13 protein-coding genes and 1 tRNA gene are annotated in these 15,310 nt (G+C 72.5%); 3 read left to right on the plus strand and 11 right to left on the minus strand.

The features are described 5' to 3' along the window. Positions 1-93 precede the first annotated feature (93 nt). Together rlmB and ACZ56V_RS28720 are read left to right on the plus strand one after the other, a co-directional pair. Positions 94-1,035 carry a 23S rRNA (guanosine(2251)-2'-O)-methyltransferase RlmB gene (gene rlmB, locus ACZ56V_RS28715; protein WP_467379494.1) on the plus strand — a complete coding sequence of 314 codons (942 nt, stop codon included), beginning with the start codon at positions 94-96 and terminating at the stop codon, positions 1,033-1,035. A gap of 128 nt (positions 1,036-1,163) precedes the next feature. After that, positions 1,164-2,894, plus strand: coding sequence for a DoxX family protein (locus ACZ56V_RS28720; RefSeq protein ID WP_467379495.1), 1,731 nt, complete (start codon positions 1,164-1,166; stop codon positions 2,892-2,894). 99 nt (positions 2,895-2,993) lie between these two features. Here the strand turns inward: ACZ56V_RS28720 and ACZ56V_RS28725 are convergent, their stop codons facing one another. From ACZ56V_RS28725 to msiK, 3 genes are all read right to left on the minus strand, one after another. Continuing rightward, positions 2,994-3,731: a nucleotidyltransferase family protein gene (locus tag ACZ56V_RS28725; protein WP_356364948.1), complete on the minus strand. Its 738-nt coding sequence runs from the start codon at positions 3,729-3,731 to the stop codon at positions 2,994-2,996. Positions 3,732-3,774: 43 nt separating this feature from the next. Beyond that, entirely contained in the window at positions 3,775-4,230 is a 456-nt protein-coding gene (locus tag ACZ56V_RS28730) for a hypothetical protein (RefSeq protein ID WP_356364983.1), read from the minus strand. 265 nt (positions 4,231-4,495) lie between these two features. Then, a complete protein-coding gene (msiK, locus tag ACZ56V_RS28735) occupies positions 4,496-5,632 on the minus strand; it encodes a diacetylchitobiose ABC transporter ATP-binding protein MsiK (RefSeq protein ID WP_356364950.1) in 1,137 nt (378 codons plus the stop codon). A 218-nt stretch (positions 5,633-5,850) separates the two neighbouring features. Here msiK and ACZ56V_RS28740 point away from each other — a divergent pair. Next, a tRNA-Thr gene (locus ACZ56V_RS28740) sits at positions 5,851-5,924 on the plus strand. Positions 5,925-5,988: 64 nt separating this feature from the next. Here ACZ56V_RS28740 and ACZ56V_RS28745 read toward each other — a convergent pair. The 8 genes from ACZ56V_RS28745 to ACZ56V_RS28780 form a co-directional block, all read right to left on the minus strand. Then, the gene (locus tag ACZ56V_RS28745; RefSeq protein WP_468946228.1) at positions 5,989-7,626 is read right to left on the minus strand and encodes an alpha/beta hydrolase; all 1,638 of its coding nucleotides are present in this window, start codon (positions 7,624-7,626) and stop codon (positions 5,989-5,991) included. Between the two features lie 106 nt (positions 7,627-7,732). Then, positions 7,733-9,130, minus strand: a complete 1,398-nt coding sequence (locus ACZ56V_RS28750; RefSeq protein WP_468946231.1) for an NADase-type glycan-binding domain-containing protein — start codon at positions 9,128-9,130, stop codon at positions 7,733-7,735. Then, positions 9,127-9,636: a phage tail protein gene (locus ACZ56V_RS28755; protein WP_468946521.1), complete on the minus strand. Its 510-nt coding sequence runs from the start codon at positions 9,634-9,636 to the stop codon at positions 9,127-9,129. The genes ACZ56V_RS28750 and ACZ56V_RS28755 overlap by 4 nt, the downstream gene beginning before the upstream one ends. 59 nt (positions 9,637-9,695) lie before the next feature. Continuing rightward, on the minus strand, positions 9,696-11,654 hold the full coding sequence (locus ACZ56V_RS28760; protein ID WP_398914466.1) for a putative baseplate assembly protein: 1,959 nt from the start codon (positions 11,652-11,654) through the stop codon (positions 9,696-9,698). Then, entirely contained in the window at positions 11,654-12,106 is a 453-nt protein-coding gene (locus ACZ56V_RS28765; RefSeq protein ID WP_003974730.1) for a GPW/gp25 family protein, read from the minus strand. Before ACZ56V_RS28765 ends, ACZ56V_RS28760 begins: the two co-directional genes overlap by 1 nt. Positions 12,107-12,137: 31 nt before the next feature. Continuing rightward, the gene (locus tag ACZ56V_RS28770; RefSeq protein WP_468946236.1) at positions 12,138-14,072 is read right to left on the minus strand and encodes a VgrG-related protein; all 1,935 of its coding nucleotides are present in this window, start codon (positions 14,070-14,072) and stop codon (positions 12,138-12,140) included. After that, complete coding sequence (locus ACZ56V_RS28775) at positions 14,072-14,794, minus strand: CIS tube protein (protein ID WP_398914470.1); 723 nt, start codon at positions 14,792-14,794, stop codon at positions 14,072-14,074. Before ACZ56V_RS28775 ends, ACZ56V_RS28770 begins: the two co-directional genes overlap by 1 nt. A gap of 28 nt (positions 14,795-14,822) precedes the next feature. Continuing rightward, positions 14,823-15,245, minus strand: coding sequence for a phage tail protein (locus tag ACZ56V_RS28780; RefSeq protein WP_052842895.1), 423 nt, complete (start codon positions 15,243-15,245; stop codon positions 14,823-14,825). Positions 15,246-15,310 lie beyond the last annotated feature (65 nt).

Genomic DNA, 15,310 nt, shown 5'->3' on the forward strand with positions numbered 1-15,310 from the left:
TAGATCGATTGTGCCGCCCGGCCCTCCGGGCGGCACACTGCATAAGACGCACGTACGACGCACACTCCCGTAGAGAGCGGAGACAGGTAACTCATGGCCGCGAACAACCGCCGCATGTCCGGCAAGAAGGGCGCGCAGGTCGGCAGCGGCGGCAAGCGACGCCGGGGCCTGGAAGGCAAGGGGCCGACGCCCCCCGCCGAGATGCGCAAGGGGCACGCCAAGCAGCGCGCCGCCAACGCCAAGGCGCGCCGCACCACCGGACGCCCGCAGCAGCGGCGCGGTGGCGGCCGGTCGGCGTCCGAGCTGGTCGTCGGACGCAACCCGGTCTACGAGGCGCTGCGCGAGGGCGTGCCCGCCTCCACGCTCTACGTCCAGCAGTTCATCGACAACGACGAGCGGGTGCGCGAGGCCCTTCAGCTCGCCGCCGAGCGTGGTGGCATCAACCTCATGGAGGCGCCGCGCCCCGAGCTGGACCGGATGACCAACGGGCTCAACCACCAGGGGCTCGTGCTCCAGGTGCCGCCGTACGAGTACGCGCACCCCGAGGACCTGGTCGCCGCCGCCCACGACGAGGGCGTGGACCCGCTGATCGTCGCCCTCGACGGGGTGACCGACCCGCGCAACCTCGGCGCCGTCGTCCGCTCGGTCTCCGCCTTCGGCGGCCACGGCGTCGTCGTGCCCGAGCGGCGCGCGGCCGGCATGACGGCGGGCGCCTGGAAGACGTCCGCCGGTACGGCAGCCCGTACGCCGGTGGCGCGCGCCACCAACCTCACGCGGGCGCTGGAGTCGTACCAGAAGGCCGGCATCACGGTCGTCGGCCTCGCCGCCGACGGCGAGGCCGAACTCGGCGACCTGGCGGCCCTCGACGGTCCCGTGGTCATCGTCGTCGGCAGCGAGGGCAAGGGCCTGTCGCGACTCGTCGGCGAAACCTGCGACTTCCGGGTCCGCATCCCGATGCCGGGTGGCGCCGAGTCGCTGAATGCCGGTGTGGCGGCGGGGATCGTGCTGTACGAGGCGGCGCGCAGGCGGGGCTGACTCCGGCTGGAACGGGTGTTCGTCGTATAGCCCGAACGGGGTGTTCGAGGCTGTCCGGACATGCTTGACGCGGTCCGGACAGATCGGGGCGGTCAAGGCAGTGTCCTAACGACACATCACTCGGTTAGATGAGTGTGGACACCAGAACACCCCGCACTCCCACGGGGGACCGCTCGTCGGGATACGACGACGCTCCCGCGCTGAGCATGGTGAAGGTGCCGAGCGATCCGGCGCAGGTCATCGTCAACCACGCGAGTTTCCGCGTGCAGTTCGGTGCCTCCGCGCGGCGGACCCAGTCCCCGCGGATCGCGCGGCACCTGAGCGCCACCCAGGACACCGCCCGCATGCCCGCCGCCCCGGCCGCGGGCCGTCGCCGCGCCGTCGTGTGGAGCGGGCGGTCCGACCCGGACGACACCGGCGCGCACCGGCTGCTCCAGGCGGTGCGGGCGGGAGCCGGTCACCACGCCGACGACCCGGCCGCCGACCGCTCGGGCGACGCCGGAGCCACGCAGGTCATCCCCCGGGTGGATTTCGACGGCGGCCCCCTGGACTACGACGAAGGCCCCGCCACCCAGACGCTCGAGACCCCCCTCGTCGGCGCCCAGCGCGGCCCGGTCCCCGACGGCACCCGGCTGCTGCCCGCGATGCGCACCGTGGGCAGCGCCTACGACGAGCCGGCCTACGACGGAGCCGCCTACGGCCCGGAGGACTTCGGGACCGGGAGCGACGGCTACGACGACGGCTACGGCCCCGACGACGACCCGGACCAGGGCGAGCGGCGCCGCAGGCGCCGCGGCGACGATCCGGCGCGGCACGCCTACTTCCCCGGCCGCCGGATGAACCTCGGCGTCGTCCTGCTGCCCCTGCGCGTCTTCCTCGGCTTCATCTCCATCTACGCCGGCATGGGCAAGCTCTGCGACCCCGTCTACTTCGACGGCGGCGAACGCGGCTCCATGGTCAAGTGGCTCAACACCCTGCACCCCTGGGACATCGCCGAGCCCCTGCGCCAGTTCGCCCTCGCCCACCCCGTGGGCGCCGGGCTGGTCATCGCCTTCCTCCAGGTGCTGGTGGGCGTCCTGACCGTCCTCGGGTGCTGGCAGCGCGTGGCAGCCGTCATCGGCGCCGGCCTGTCCGCCGCGCTCCTCGTCACCGTCAGCTGGAAGAGCGTCCCGGTCTACGACGCGCCCGACATCATCTACCTCGCCGCCTGGTCCCCGCTGATCATCGCCGGAGCGCCCGTCTACTCCGTGGACGGCAGGCTCGCGGGCAGTGCCTGGCGCCGGCTCGGGCCCCGCTCCGACATCTGGGACCTGCGCCGCTACGTCCTGCGTCGCGGCGCCGTCATCACCTTCCTGGTCGCCGGTGTCACCCTCCTCGTCGGCTCCGTCCTCGGCGGTGCCGTCCGGGACGCCGACCGCGTGGTGGTCCCCGGGCCCGGCGAGGCCCCGCGCAACGAGCTGCCCGGCTCCCCGCTCCCGCGGGACCCCGGCACCCGCGAGCCGAAGACCTCCTCCCCGGAGGCCTCCGCATCCCCCACCCAGGGCGCCACCAACGGCGCGTCCGCCCCCGCGGAGGACTCCGCGACCACCCCGGGCGCGACCCGCCGCAGCGACGGCACCTCCACCGGCGGCGGTACGCCGAGCCAGACCCAGGGCACCACGGGCCAGGCCCCGCCGCGGCAGTCCGCCCCGGCCGGCCAGGCGCCGAGCACCACGGCAGGACCGACCGCGGGCGGCACCACGACCGGCGGCAACGGCGGCTCCACCGGCGGCGGCACCGGCACCGGCAGCGGTGACGGCGGCGGCTCCTCCTCCACCGGAGAGCCCGGCGGCCGTCTGGTGGGCGGCCTCCTCGGCTAGCGGCAGCACGCCCCCGACGCAGTACGGCGGCAGGGCCCCGCACCTCGTGTGCGGGGCCCTGCTGCCGTACCGCCTACCTGCGGGGCCTCGGCGGCGCGCTCAGCGGCCTGCCAGGGCCGCCAGTTCCCGGGCCGCCTCGGTCAGGTCCTTCGCGGTGTCGATCGCCCGCCAGTAGGAGCCCTGGGGGATCGGGAAGCCGGCCAGCCGGCGCTCGCGGGCCAGTCGGGGGAAGGTGGTGCGCTCGTGGTCACCGCGCTCCGGGAGCATCGCGGCGAACTCCGGCGAGAAGACGTACACGCCCGCGTTGATCTCGAAGGTCGACGGCGGCGCCTCGATGAAGTCGGTGATGTGGCCGAAGCCGTCCGTCTGGACGGCGCCCCACGGCAGCCGCGGGCGGGCCAGGGCGAGGGTCGCGACGGCGTCCCGCTCGGCGTGGAAGTCGGCCATGTCGCGCAGCGAGAAACGGGTCCAGATGTCGCCGTTGGTGGCGTACCAGGGCCGGTCCGGGTGCGGGAGGTGGGCGGCGGCGTGCCTGAGGCCGCCGCCGCGGCCCAGCGGCTCGGTCTCCACGACGGTGGAGACGGAGAGCGGCAGGTCGGCGCTCTTCAGCCAGTCCTGCAGCACCTCGGCCAGATGACCGCAGGAGACCACGACGTCGGTGACGCCCTCCTCGGCGAGCCAGGCGAGCTGATGGCCGATGATCGGAGTCCCGGTGCCCGGGATCTCGACCATCGGCTTGGGCCGGTCGTCGGTGTAGGGGCGCAGCCGGGAACCCTGTCCGCCGGCCAGGACGACGGCTTGAACGGGGCGGCGGGACGCGGCGTTCGGATCGGTCATGCCCGAACTGTACGCGGCGCCTCCGCCCGCCCCCGAAGGGTGCTCAGCTGTGCGCGGCCAGGACGCCCGAGGCGAAGGCGGTGTCGCAGACCGGGCGGGCGTACGACTGGGCGCGCGTCGGGCCGTAGACCTTCACCGCGGCCCGGCCGAGGGCGCGGGCGATGGTCGCGCAGTGGTCGGCCAGCGACGGGCGTTCGTTCACCGCCTGCTGGAGGTGGGTGAGGGCGACGCCCGGGTCCTCCTCCTGCAGCTCGGTCAGCAGCCGGTCGCGCAGTACCTCGTGCGGGGCGCGGGCGGCGCGGGCGGAGGAGGCCTTGGCGGAGGACGCCTCGGACGCGGCGAGCACCGAGTCCGAGGGATCCCCGGACCAGTTGACGCGGGTGACCGCGAGAGTCCCGGAGAGCACCAGGACGACGGGCAGGACGAAGGCGAGAGAGCGGCCGATCCGGCGGGCGGGGCCCCGGCCGCGTCGCGTCTGTCGGGTGGTGGAGTGCTTCACGGAGTGCTTCACGCGAGTGAGGGTAGCGCCCGGTAATGATTTGGCGACATTTAGTCACCCCTTCGGGGGATGAAGAGTGGTCTTCTGCGGGGTAGGGGGTTGACGAACACCGGTCGAAACGTCCGTTGTGCCGGGGTATTTGTCGACAACGAAAAGAGCCCCGCAGCAGGCCGCGGGGCTCTTTTCGTCAACGCGGGTGAAAATCACCCGGTCGCGTGGTTTCTCGGCGAGGGGTTTCGCGGGGGGACGACCCGCGTCACCGCCCTCAGTCGGTGAGGCGCTCCCCCGTGGAGGACGAGAAGACGTGCGTCTCGCCCGGACGCGGCACGACGTGGACGGTCGCGCCCTTCTCCGGCACCGCGCGGCTGCTGACGCGGACCACCAGGTCCCTCGTCTCGCCGCCGACCTCGACCGTGCCGTAGACGTAGCCGTCGGCGCCGGTCTCCTCCACGACGTTCACCGAGACCGCGAGACCGGCCGGGGCGTCGGCCGAGTCCTTCGACAGGGTCTTGGCGGCGCCGCCGTTCAGCTCCACCACGTCGAAGTGCTCCGGGCGGACGCCGACGGTGACCGTGCGGTCGCCCTTGTCGGAGGCGGCCTTCAGGGCGTCGCGGTTGACCGGGACGACGCTGTTGCCGAACTTCACGCCGCCGTCGGTGATCGGGACCTCGACCAGGTTCATGGCCGGGGAGCCGATGAAGCCGGCGACGAAGAGGTTGGCGGGCTTGTCGTACATGTTCCGCGGGGTGTCGACCTGCTGGAGCAGACCGTCCTTGAGGACCGCCACGCGGTCGCCCATCGTCATGGCCTCGACCTGGTCGTGGGTGACGTAGACGGTGGTGATGCCCAGGCGGCGCTGGAGTGAGGCGATCTGCGTACGGGTGGAGACACGGAGCTTGGCGTCCAGGTTGGACAGCGGCTCGTCCATGAGGAACACCTGCGGCTCACGCACGATCGCGCGGCCCATCGCCACACGCTGGCGCTGACCGCCGGAGAGCGCCTTCGGCTTGCGGTCCAGGTACTCGGTGAGGTCGAGGATCTTCGCGGCCTCCTCGACCTTCTGCCGGATCTCCGCCTTGTTGACGCCGGCGATCTTCAGGGCGAAGCCCATGTTGTCGGCGACCGACATGTGCGGGTACAGCGCGTAGTTCTGGAACACCATGGCGATGTCCCGGTCCTTCGGCGGCAGGTGCGTCACGTCGCGGTCGCCGATGCGGATGGCGCCGCCGTTCACGTCCTCGAGCCCCGCGAGCATCCGGAGCGAGGTGGACTTGCCACAACCGGACGGGCCGACCAGGACGAGGAACTCGCCGTCCGCGATGTCGATGTCGAGACCGTCGACGGCGGGCTTCGTGGAACCCGGGTACACGCGGGTCGCCTTGTCGAACGTAACAGTGGCCATGGTGAAGGGCCCCCTTCTACCGGCAGGAACGTGCCGGACGATCCGTTGTAGGAAGGTGGTGGTGTAGTCCACACGGGTGAAGCTGAGCAGGACGGTACCCGGCGTTCACCTGATCTGTCAGTAGCTGGAGGTCGGTGAATTTCGCCGAAACTTTCGAATCCCATCGTTCACCGGCTCTGTGTACAGTGGAGCAGCCTGCGCGCGCCCGCCGCGCGCGTGCCTCCTTAGCTCAGCTGGTCAGAGCGCCGCTCTTGTAAAGCGAAGGTCGTCGGTTCGAATCCGACAGGGGGCTCCGCACCCGGTACGCCGACGCCCCCGCGATCATGGATCGCGGGGGCGTCGGCGTTCGGTGCCGGTTACTTGCCCTGCGGCAGGGGCTCCGCCTCGCAGACCGTGCCGGGCTTGGGAAGCGTGCCGTTCAGCAGGTAGGCGTCGACGGTGCCCTGGACGCAGGTGTTGCCGCTGTCGTAGGCGCCGTGGCCCTCGCCCTCGTACGTCAGCTCGACGCCCACCTTCTCGCCGAGGCGCTCCGCCATGCGGGCGGCGCCCTCGTAGGGGGTCGCGGGGTCGCCGGTGTTGCCGACGAGCAGGACGGGGGCTGCACCGGGGGCGCTGACCTCGGGGTGCCGGGCGGCTCCGGGGACCGGCCAGCCGTCGCAGGACAGGGCGCTCCAGGCGAGGCCGGGGCCGAAGAGGGGGGAGGCCTCGAGGAAGTCCGCCAGGCGGGACCGGACGTCCGCGACGGTGTAGCGGCTGCTGGAGTCGTCGCAGGTGATGGCCCGGAAGGCGTCGTCCTCGTTGCTCTCCTCGTCGGTCGTGTCGTCGTCGGTGTCACCGCCCGCGCCGTGCTGGCCGAGGGCTTCGGCGAGGTCGTGGAGGACTTCGCCGTTGTCGTCGGCCGCGGCTTCCAGGCCGGCGCGGAGAGCGGGCCAGTACTCCTGCCGGTAGAGCGCGCCGCTGATGGCGTCGACCAGTTCGTCGCCGTCGAGTTCGCCGCCGCCGGAGGTGGTGAGGGGGGTGTCGTCGAGGGCCTCTTCGAGGCCGACGGTGAGGTCCACGATGTCCTCGGCGTCGTCGCCGAGTGCGCAGCCCTGCCGGGCGCACCAGGCGGCGAAGTGCTCGAAGGCGAGCTGGAATCCGCCGGCCTGGGCGAGGGCCTCCGCCATCTGGTCGTGGGTGGGGTCGACGACCCCGTCGAGTACGGCGCGGCCGACGCGCTCGGGGAACAAGTGGGCGTAGACGCCGCCGAGTTCGGTGCCGTAGGAGATGCCGAAGTAGTGGAGCTTCTCGTCGCCGAGGACCTGGCGCATCAGGTCCATGTCCTGGGCGGCCTGGGTGGTGCCGACGTAGGGGAGGACGTCGCCGGAGTTCTTCTCGCAGGCGGCCGCCGTCGCCCGGTTGAACCGGACGAGCGCGTTGGTCTCGTCGCCGCCGTCGTCGGGGGTGTTGTCGATGTCGTCCTCGTCGGGGAGGCCGGCGTCCAGGCAGCGCACGCCCTCGCTGTTGCCGACGCCGCGCGGGTCGAAGCTGACGAGGTCGTAGCGGGTGCGGAGCTTCTCGTAGTCGGGGGCGAGACCGGGGAGGGTGGCGACGCCGGAGCCGCCGGGGCCGCCGAAGTTGAAGAGCAGGGAGCCGATCCGGTCGTCCGGGGCACCGCTCGCGCGGGCGCGGATCAGCGCGAGGCCGATGGCCTCGCCGGAGGGGTTCTTCCAGTCCAACGGCGTGCGCAGGGTGGCGCATTGCCACCGGGTGCCGTCGGGGAGCGCGCCGGGGGCCTCGCCGCCGCCCTGGATGGGGGCGGGGGCGGGGCAGTCCCGCCAGGTCGGGGACTGCTCGCGGAGGTCGTTCAGGGCCTGGGCGTCGGTCGTGGTGCCACCGGTGTCGCCGTGCCGTTCCCCGTCCCGGGCCGGGGGCGCGCAGGCCGCGAGGGAGGAGGCGAGCAGGGTGGCCGTGGACAGCAGGACGGCGGTGGATATCGCTCGTGCTGTGGGCATGGCCTCAGCCTCCGGTGGCCCGGAGGGCGGCGCATGGTGTGGCGTCCGTTCGGGTGGGGGCCCCGCCGGTCCGCGACGGTGTGCGGCGGCGGGGCCCCGGGCCGGGTCAGGAGGAGCGGTTGGCGCTGGAGGGGCCGAAGAACTCGATCTCGGAGATGGCGACCTGCTTCTTGGCGGACGCCGCGTGGGCGGATTCGATGGTGAAGCGGACCTTGGTGACCTCGCCGACGCGGAACGGGCGTCGCTGGCCGCCGGCGCCCTGGTCCAGGGTGAGGTCGCGGGTCTTGATCGACCCGTCCTTCATGGTGATCGTCGCCTTGACGCGGTGCGGCAGGGCCGACTCCCGCAGCTTGTCGGCGCGGGTGGAGACACCGGGGGTGATGATCACGTCGAGCAGCCGGGTCGGCTCGGTGAAGCTGACCTCGACCCACTCGCCCTGGCCGGACTGCGAGATGCCCGGCCCCCACCAGGTGTTGCTGAGCTTGTCGATGAGGAGCTCCGGCTTGTGGCCGGGGAAGGAGTGCGAGGCCTTGATGGCGTCCGGGGAGACGGGGGCGCGCTTGGCGAAGTGGTCGCGGGTGTTCTGGACGCCGTCGGGGATGTACATGAAGCCGAGGACGACCAGGGTGGCCACGACGACGACGGTGATCCAGGTGCCGATGCGGTCGAAGACGCGGCGCAGGCGGGGGCGGTCGCCCGCCCACGGGGTCTCCTGGCGCCGTCCGCCGAAGAGCCGGCGCCACCAGGGGGCCCGCACGGCGGCCTGGTCGCCGCTCGCGACCAGGGGCATGGCGCAGCGGGCGCAGTAGTGGCGGTCGGGGCGGTTGGGCGTGGAGCACCACGGGCAGGGCGGGCCGTTGGCGATGTCCGGCTGGTGTCCGGGGGCGCGGACCTGCGGCCGGTCCGCGTCGGGGCGGCCGGGCAGGACGGGGGCGACGGTGGGCGGCGCCGCCGGGGCGGGGGCCTCGGGGTCGGCGACGGGGACGAGGAGGGAACGGGCCCGGTCGGACATGGTGTCGGTGAGCGCGTTCGGGGCGGGTGCCGAGGCGGAGGGCACCGGGGCGGTGGGTGCGGTCTCGTCGGTGCCGGGCGCGGGTGCGGCGGCGCCCTGGGCGTCGTCCGGGCTCCCGGCACCGCCCGCGCGGCCCGCGGCGCCCGTGGTGTTCCCCGAGTCCCCGGTGGCGGCCGGGGTGTCCGCGGTGCCCGCCGGGCGGCGCGGCTGGGGCAGCGTCGGGTTGTCCCCGAGGGCGCCGGCCGGTTCGTCGGCGCCCTGGGCGGGTGCCGGGGCGGATGCCGCGGCCGGGCGACCGGTGCGGGCCGGAGGGACGCCGGCGCCGGCGAAGGCGTCGAAGCCGGGGCCCTGGTCGGACGTGGCGGCCGCGGGCTGCGGGGTGCGGGCGGCGGCGCCGGCCTGGTCCCAGCTGAGTACGGCGCCGCACGCGTCGCAGAAGGACTGGCCCGGTTCCGCGCGGGTTCCGCACTCGGCGCAGTTCTGCGTGGTCATCTCTCCGGGGTCCTTTCGGAGGCGGTCACTTCGACCGTGTAGGGCATGTGGGCGGGGCGGGCGGCGGCGACGAGGGCGTCCAGCCGGTGGACGTCGACGGGCCTCGGGTCGGGCAGCCGGAGGGCGACGTGCAGCTGCGGGCGGGGCCGGCCGGGGAACGGGCCGAGCGGCCGGGCGTTCCACACGGCGCCGCCGCTCTCGGTGATCTCCGGCGCGACACCGAAGGAGAGCCGGACGGTCTCGGCCAGGCCCTGCAGGGTGCCGCGTACGCGGTGCAGCCGGGCGGCGGCGGCGACGGCGGCGCGCAGCATCGGTTCGGCCTCGGTGCCGTCGGTCTCCGCGCCGACCCAGGTGCCGAGCCACTGCGCGAAGTCCGCCGGGGTGAGCGCGGGGTCGAAATAGGTGTCCAGGCAGTCCAGGACGTTCAGGATCGGTGCGAGGACGTCGTCGAGGCCGCCGACGAAACGCAGGGCGAGGTCGTCGTCGGCGAAGACGGCCGGCAGCATCGACGCGATGGGCAGCGAGGAGCCGAGTCCGTCGACGGAGCCCCGGTGCGAGGCGGACTTCACGCGCCGTCCCCGATCACGCGGACCCGGTGGTCGTAGGAGAAGACCAGGGCGGGTGGGTCGAGGTCGATGCGGTTGGTGGGGTCGCCGCGCTTGCCGGTGAGGGGGTCGGCCGGGTGCAGGACGACCTCGTCGACGAGTTCGACGCCGGGGACGCGCTGGAGGACGGCGAACAGCTCACCGGTCTGCACGGGGCGTCCGAAGGGCCAGCCCTTGCCGTCGGAGCCGCCGGTGAGCGGGTCGAGGTGGCGGTAGAGGGCGTCGTGGGTCTGCCGGCGCACACGGTCGGCGTCCACGTCGCGGAAGGCGTGGACGGTGGCGACGACGGTGACGCCCTGGTAGTAGGGCGGGCCGACGGCGAGCCGGGTGCCGATCAGGCGGCGTTCGTCGAGGTGGCGGGTGATGCGGTTCAAGAGGGCGTCACCCGGCACGAGTTGCTCGAAGCGGAGGCGTCCGCCGGGGTCCGGGACGGCCTGGGGGACGACGAGGACGCGGACGGCGTGGGCGCCGTACTCGTTCTCCGCGCCCTCCAGGCAGGTGATGCGGGCGGTCTCGGGGGCGGCGCGGCGGGCGAGTTCCTCGTAGTCGCGCAGCGTGACGGCGCGTTCCTGGGCGCGCAGGGTGATGGGGGCCCGGAGCTTTGCCTCCTCGATGGTCTCGCCGTCGACGCCGCCGAGGGCGGCCTCGCGGTTGACGACCTCGGAGACGTACGGGATGGAAGTGCGCAGCACCTGTACGGCGCCGCGGGCCACGTTGCCCGCCCTGCCCCCGCCGGTGCGGTAGCGGCGGGCGCGGATGACGGCGCCCTTGGGCGGGACGGCACCGTACTGGCGCAGGGTGCCGTCGGCCTCGCGGACGGCGGGGCCGAAGGCGATCTCGCCGGTGGTGGCGTCCACGGTGATGTGGTGGTCGTCGGGGTGGGAGCCGGCGAAGTGCGGGACGACCTGCCAGTCCTGCCAGCCGTCGTCGGCGGCGGTCTGGAGGAGGACGGACGGTTCGCCGGCGACGACGGGGGCGTGTTCGAGCCGGAGCCGCTGGCCGGGCAGGCCGGTGGACTCGCCGAGGGGCTCGTCGAGGATGGTCTCGGCGTGGATGGAGCCGGTGGTGCCGCCGATGGTGTAGGCCTCGGCGGAACGGATGGTCGGCGAGGTGGTGTAGAAGGGCTGGCCGGTCAGCGGTTCGGTGACCCGGCAGCGGATCCAGCCGGCCTCGTGGCCGCCGTTGCGGGACAGGACGTGCCCGCCGGGTATGTGGAGCACGACGTCGCCGGGGCGGTTGAGACCACCGGTGCCGTCGCGGTCGACCTCGCAGGACTGCCAGCCGTCCTCGGTCCACGCCTCCCAGACCAGCGGCGGCTGGCGCGGGTCGACACCGACACCGTCGACGCGGCTGTCGAGTTCGAGAGCGAGCGCGCAGTCCGGGACGGCGGCGCTGAGGCCGATGAGCATGCAGTCGCCGGGGTTGGGCGCCTCGGCGAAGCACAGCACGTCCTTGCTCTCGGCGAGGTCCGTGGTGCGGTCGCTGACGGCTTCGCCGCGGACCTGCGTCACCAGGCGGTCCAGCGCGCACGGGACGATGCGCAGGTCCTGCTCGGTGGCGAACACGACGGCCTCGTCGCGTTCGGTGCGCAGGGTGGCGATCTCGGTGCCGACCGGGACGAGGATCGTGTCCTCCTGCGGTGCGGAGAGCCAGAAGGTGACGTCCGTGCGCGCGGCCGACGGCGGGAACAGCGTGATGCCGACCAGGTCCAGGAAGGCGAGGTGGTTCTTGTCCGGGACCCGGTTGAGCCGGTAGACGATCTGGTCGGCCATGTGGGCCACCGTCTCGACGAGCGTGACGCCGGGGTCCGAGACGTTGTGGTCGGTCCACTCCGGGGCGCGCTGCTGGATGTAGCGCTTGGCATCGTCGACGAACTGCTGGAAGCGGCGGTCGTCGAGGTTGGGAGAGGGCAGGGGCATCAGCGGTCGCTTTCGGGAGAGCCCGGGAGACCGGCCGGAGCGTCGGGGAGGTCGGGCTCGTCGTGGGAGGGAATGACGTAGAACGGGAAGACGAGGCTGCGCGGGTTGTTGGTGCCGCGGATCGAGTAACGGACGTCGATGAAGAGGACGTTCTGTTCCTCGCCGGTGGTGACGTCGACGTCGTGGACCTCGATGCGTGGTTCCCAGCGGTCCAGGGTGACATACACCTCGTGCTGGATGCGGCCGGCCGTCTGCTCGTTGACGGGCGCGAAGACGAGGTCGTGGATGGCGCAGCCGAACTCGGGGCGCATCGGCCGCTCTCCGGGCGCGGTGGCGAGGATGAGCCGCATGGCCTCCTCCACCTCCTGCTCGCCGCTGACGAGGGCGATCCCGCCGGTGGGCCCGATCCGCAGGGGGAACGACCAGCCGGAGCCGACGAACTGTTCGGCCATCAGAGGACCTCCTGGCTTCCTCGGGGGCGGCTCATGCCGCGCCGGGCGTGGGGATCGTGTTGACCTTGAACGAGGGGGCCAGGACCGCGAAGCTCGCTCCCGTGACCTTCGTCATGGGCGAGTTGAGTGTGAGGCTGACGCCGCCGGTGATGTTGGTGACGGCGCTGACCAGGTTCATGGCGGCGGTCCCCGACAGGTTCAGGGCGGCTCCCGCGTTCACTCCGACCGCGCCCGGGCTCCCGATGTTGACCGAGCTGCCGCCCTGGATGCTGAGTGGGCCGCCGCTCTTGATGGTCAGGGTGCGTCCGGCGGTGAGCGACAGGCTCCCGCCCGCCTTCACCGACACCGAGCGGCTGCCGGTGATGCTGACGGAGCCCTTGCTGTCGACGGTGATCTCGGTCTTGGTGCGGTCGAGGTTGATGGTCAGCCTGTCGTTGCCGCTGGCGATCCGCACGCCCTGCTTGCGCCCGCCGGTGCGCTGGCTGAGCAGGTCGACGCGGTTGCCCTGGCGGTCGGACAGGGTGTGCCGTACGGCCTTCTTCTTCAGGCCGTCGTGCAGGGGCACGTCGCTCTTGGTCGGCACGTCCCGGCCGTTGTAGAGGCCGCCGATCACGAACGGGTGGTCCAGCGCCCCCCGGTCGAAGGCGACCAGTACCTCGTCGCCGACGTCCATGGGGAAGATGCCGCCGCCCGCCACGCCGCCCATCTGGACGCTGCGCGTCCAGTCGCTGACGTAGGTGTCGTCCAGCCACGGGAACTGCAGCTTGACCCTGCCCTGCTTGAGGGGGTCCTGCACGTCGGTGACGATGGCGTTGGCGACGCTGGGCAGCCGGGCGGCGCTCGCCGGGTCCGCGCCGCCGCCCCCGCCCGAGGCGAGCCCGTACAGGGAACGCCACTGGCGTCCGCTGACCGTGATCCAGGACTCGTAGGCGACGCCGTCGCCGAAGTGGTGGCGTACCGCGGTGACGGTGTACTTGCCCTCGAAGGGCGTGCCGACGCCGGCGAGGGCGACGGGGACGCCGGGCCGCAGGTCGGGGTGGCCGTTGGCGGCGACTTCCAGCTCGGCGAAGGCGCCGGTGACGTCGGAGGCGAGGGCCTTCGCGGCGTTCTGGACCTCGTCCTGCTTGTCGTAGGGGTTGGCGGTCTCGACGAGCTTGCCGGGCTTGAACTTGCCGGCGGCCGTGCCGGGCGTCCACTTGATGTTGATGCCGGGGTCCGTGGTGGCCGGCGCGGTCTCGGTGATCTTCTTCTTGGTGGTGACGTTCCAGCCGCGCGACTCGACCTTGCCGATCTGGTCGGCGGCGGTGACGGCGGCCCGCAGCCGCAGGATGTCGTGGCCGGCCTGGAGGACGAAGGTGCTCTTGTCGCCGTCCGTGCTCGGCGAGGGCGCACCGGCCGACGGCTTCGGCGTGACGAACCGGAACTTCCCCTTGGAGTCCAGGTACATGATCATCTTGTTCTCGTCGGCGAGCCGGGCGAGGAAGTCCCAGTCGGTGACGTTGGACTGGGAGATGAACCCGTAGGTGCCCTTGGTCGCCTGGATGCGGCCGATGGAGACGCCGTCCATGGCCACGAGCTTGCGGGCGATGTCGGAGGCCTTCTGGTTGCGGTACGCGGCCACCCGGCGCTGGCGCATCAGCCGGTGCCCGTAGTCGTAGCCGCGGATGACGGTGAAGCTGCCGGTGCCGTCGTAGTCGGTCTCCAGGCCGGTGACCTCACCGGTCAGCAGGGGGTTGCCCTTGCCGTGCCCGTCGGCGATCGGCGTGATGACGACCTTGGTGCCGAACTGCACGTTCAGCTTGCCGAGGAGCCGGTGGTAGGGGTCGCGGAAGGTGAGCCGGAACGCCGCCGGCACGTTGACACCCTGGTCGACCCAGCCGTCGGTGAGCATCGGGGCGATGGTGTCGGGCAGCTTCGCTCCGCCGATCTGCACCTCGACGATGCTGGAGAAGGAGGGACGCACCATCAGCGAGGCACCTCCTCGGTGGCCGGCAGGATGAGTTCGGTACCGGTCGGCAGGTGGGACGGGTCGTCGATGCCGTTGGCCTCGGCGATCACCCGCCACGCGTTGGCGCTGCCGTACTCGTTCCAGGCCAGCGACTGGAGCGAGTCCCCCGCGACGACCCGGTGCACGCGCTGGGCGGTGAGGGCGCCGGAAGTCGGGTTCTGGTTCGGGGTCGGGCCGGGAATCTCCACCAGGGCCATCTGGCAGGTGGCGCGGATCGGGACGCCGGTGGTGCCGAAGAGCGTGTACTGGGTCTCGATGGACGCGACGTAGGCGCTGAACCGGGCCGTGGAGAACGACCCCCACTCGAAGATCACCCAGGGTGGGGACGGCTGCTTGGCGGCCAGGCTCTTGGCGGTGACCTCGCAGCAGATCAGCAACGAGTCGACCTTCTTCATCACGGTGTTGCCGTCGGGCTTCATCGAGGAGTCCAGGAAGATTTCCAGGGTCATCTCCCGGGGCTCGGCACCCATGAACTGCGGCTTCGCGGCCTTCCGCACGGCTGCCGTCGGGGTCGCCTTCCACTGGGAGCGCTGGCTGATCGACAGCTGCGCCGGGTTGAACTCGAAGGGAAACCGCTTGATCAGCGCACCGGGCGACGTGGAGTCGCCGGTGGGCGGCTCGTGGATGGCGAGGTTGGCGCGTACGAGGCTCTTGCCGGCGCCCTTGCTGCTCTTGGCCATGGTTCTTCCTCTCTGCTCCGCGGCGCCGTCAGTCCGTGAACCCGTGGTGAGCGATCTCCAGGACCTCGTTGGCCACCGACGCGCTGCCGGGGTCGAGGCTGGGGCCCTGCCAGCTGACGGGCAGGACGTCGATCAGTCCCCAGCGGGCGACCAGCGACCCGTCCGCGCGCAGGGCGGAGATCTGCGCGGTGGGGCGTTTGATGCCGGTCTGCACGGACGAGATCCACTTGGCGACCTTCGCCGTGTCCGGGGTGAGGGGACGGGTCAGCCGGATGTTGGAGTAGGTGACGCGGGTGGGCAGCTGCCAGACGAAGCCGTTGTTGCCGCCCTCCTGGCGCTGTTCCACCTCCACCTGGGTCGACAGGCCCTCGCACCCGTTGAAGTAGCCGAGGCTCTCGCCGTCGATGGCGAGGCTGAACCAGATGGAAGAGCCCGGGTCCTCACGGGTCATCGGGGGTCGACCTTTCTTGTCGGGGAACGGTGGCGGGCGGGCGTGCCCTCGGGGCGGTCCGGCCG

The organism is Streptomyces sp. NPDC034099 (assembly GCF_055575415.1).

What these genes read in the sequence shown, in the direction of transcription:
- rlmB (WP_467379494.1), top strand. Translation starts at nt 94, where the DNA reads ATGGCCGCGAACAACCGCCGCATGTCCGGCAAGAAGGGCGCGCAGGTC.
- ACZ56V_RS28720 (WP_467379495.1), top strand. Translation starts at nt 1,164, where the DNA reads ATGAGTGTGGACACCAGAACACCCCGCACTCCCACGGGGGACCGCTCG.
- ACZ56V_RS28725 (WP_356364948.1), bottom strand. Translation starts at nt 3,731, where the DNA reads ATGACCGATCCGAACGCCGCGTCCCGCCGCCCCGTTCAAGCCGTCGTC.
- msiK (WP_356364950.1), bottom strand. Translation starts at nt 5,632, where the DNA reads ATGGCCACTGTTACGTTCGACAAGGCGACCCGCGTGTACCCGGGTTCC.
- ACZ56V_RS28745 (WP_468946228.1), bottom strand. Translation starts at nt 7,626, where the DNA reads ATGCCCACAGCACGAGCGATATCCACCGCCGTCCTGCTGTCCACGGCC.
- ACZ56V_RS28750 (WP_468946231.1), bottom strand. Translation starts at nt 9,130, where the DNA reads ATGACCACGCAGAACTGCGCCGAGTGCGGAACCCGCGCGGAACCGGGC.
- ACZ56V_RS28755 (WP_468946521.1), bottom strand. Translation starts at nt 9,636, where the DNA reads ATGCTGCCGGCCGTCTTCGCCGACGACGACCTCGCCCTGCGTTTCGTC.
- ACZ56V_RS28760 (WP_398914466.1), bottom strand. Translation starts at nt 11,654, where the DNA reads ATGCCCCTGCCCTCTCCCAACCTCGACGACCGCCGCTTCCAGCAGTTC.
- ACZ56V_RS28765 (WP_003974730.1), bottom strand. Translation starts at nt 12,106, where the DNA reads ATGGCCGAACAGTTCGTCGGCTCCGGCTGGTCGTTCCCCCTGCGGATC.
- ACZ56V_RS28770 (WP_468946236.1), bottom strand. Translation starts at nt 14,072, where the DNA reads ATGGTGCGTCCCTCCTTCTCCAGCATCGTCGAGGTGCAGATCGGCGGA.
- ACZ56V_RS28775 (WP_398914470.1), bottom strand. Translation starts at nt 14,794, where the DNA reads ATGGCCAAGAGCAGCAAGGGCGCCGGCAAGAGCCTCGTACGCGCCAAC.
- ACZ56V_RS28780 (WP_052842895.1), bottom strand. Translation starts at nt 15,245, where the DNA reads ATGACCCGTGAGGACCCGGGCTCTTCCATCTGGTTCAGCCTCGCCATC.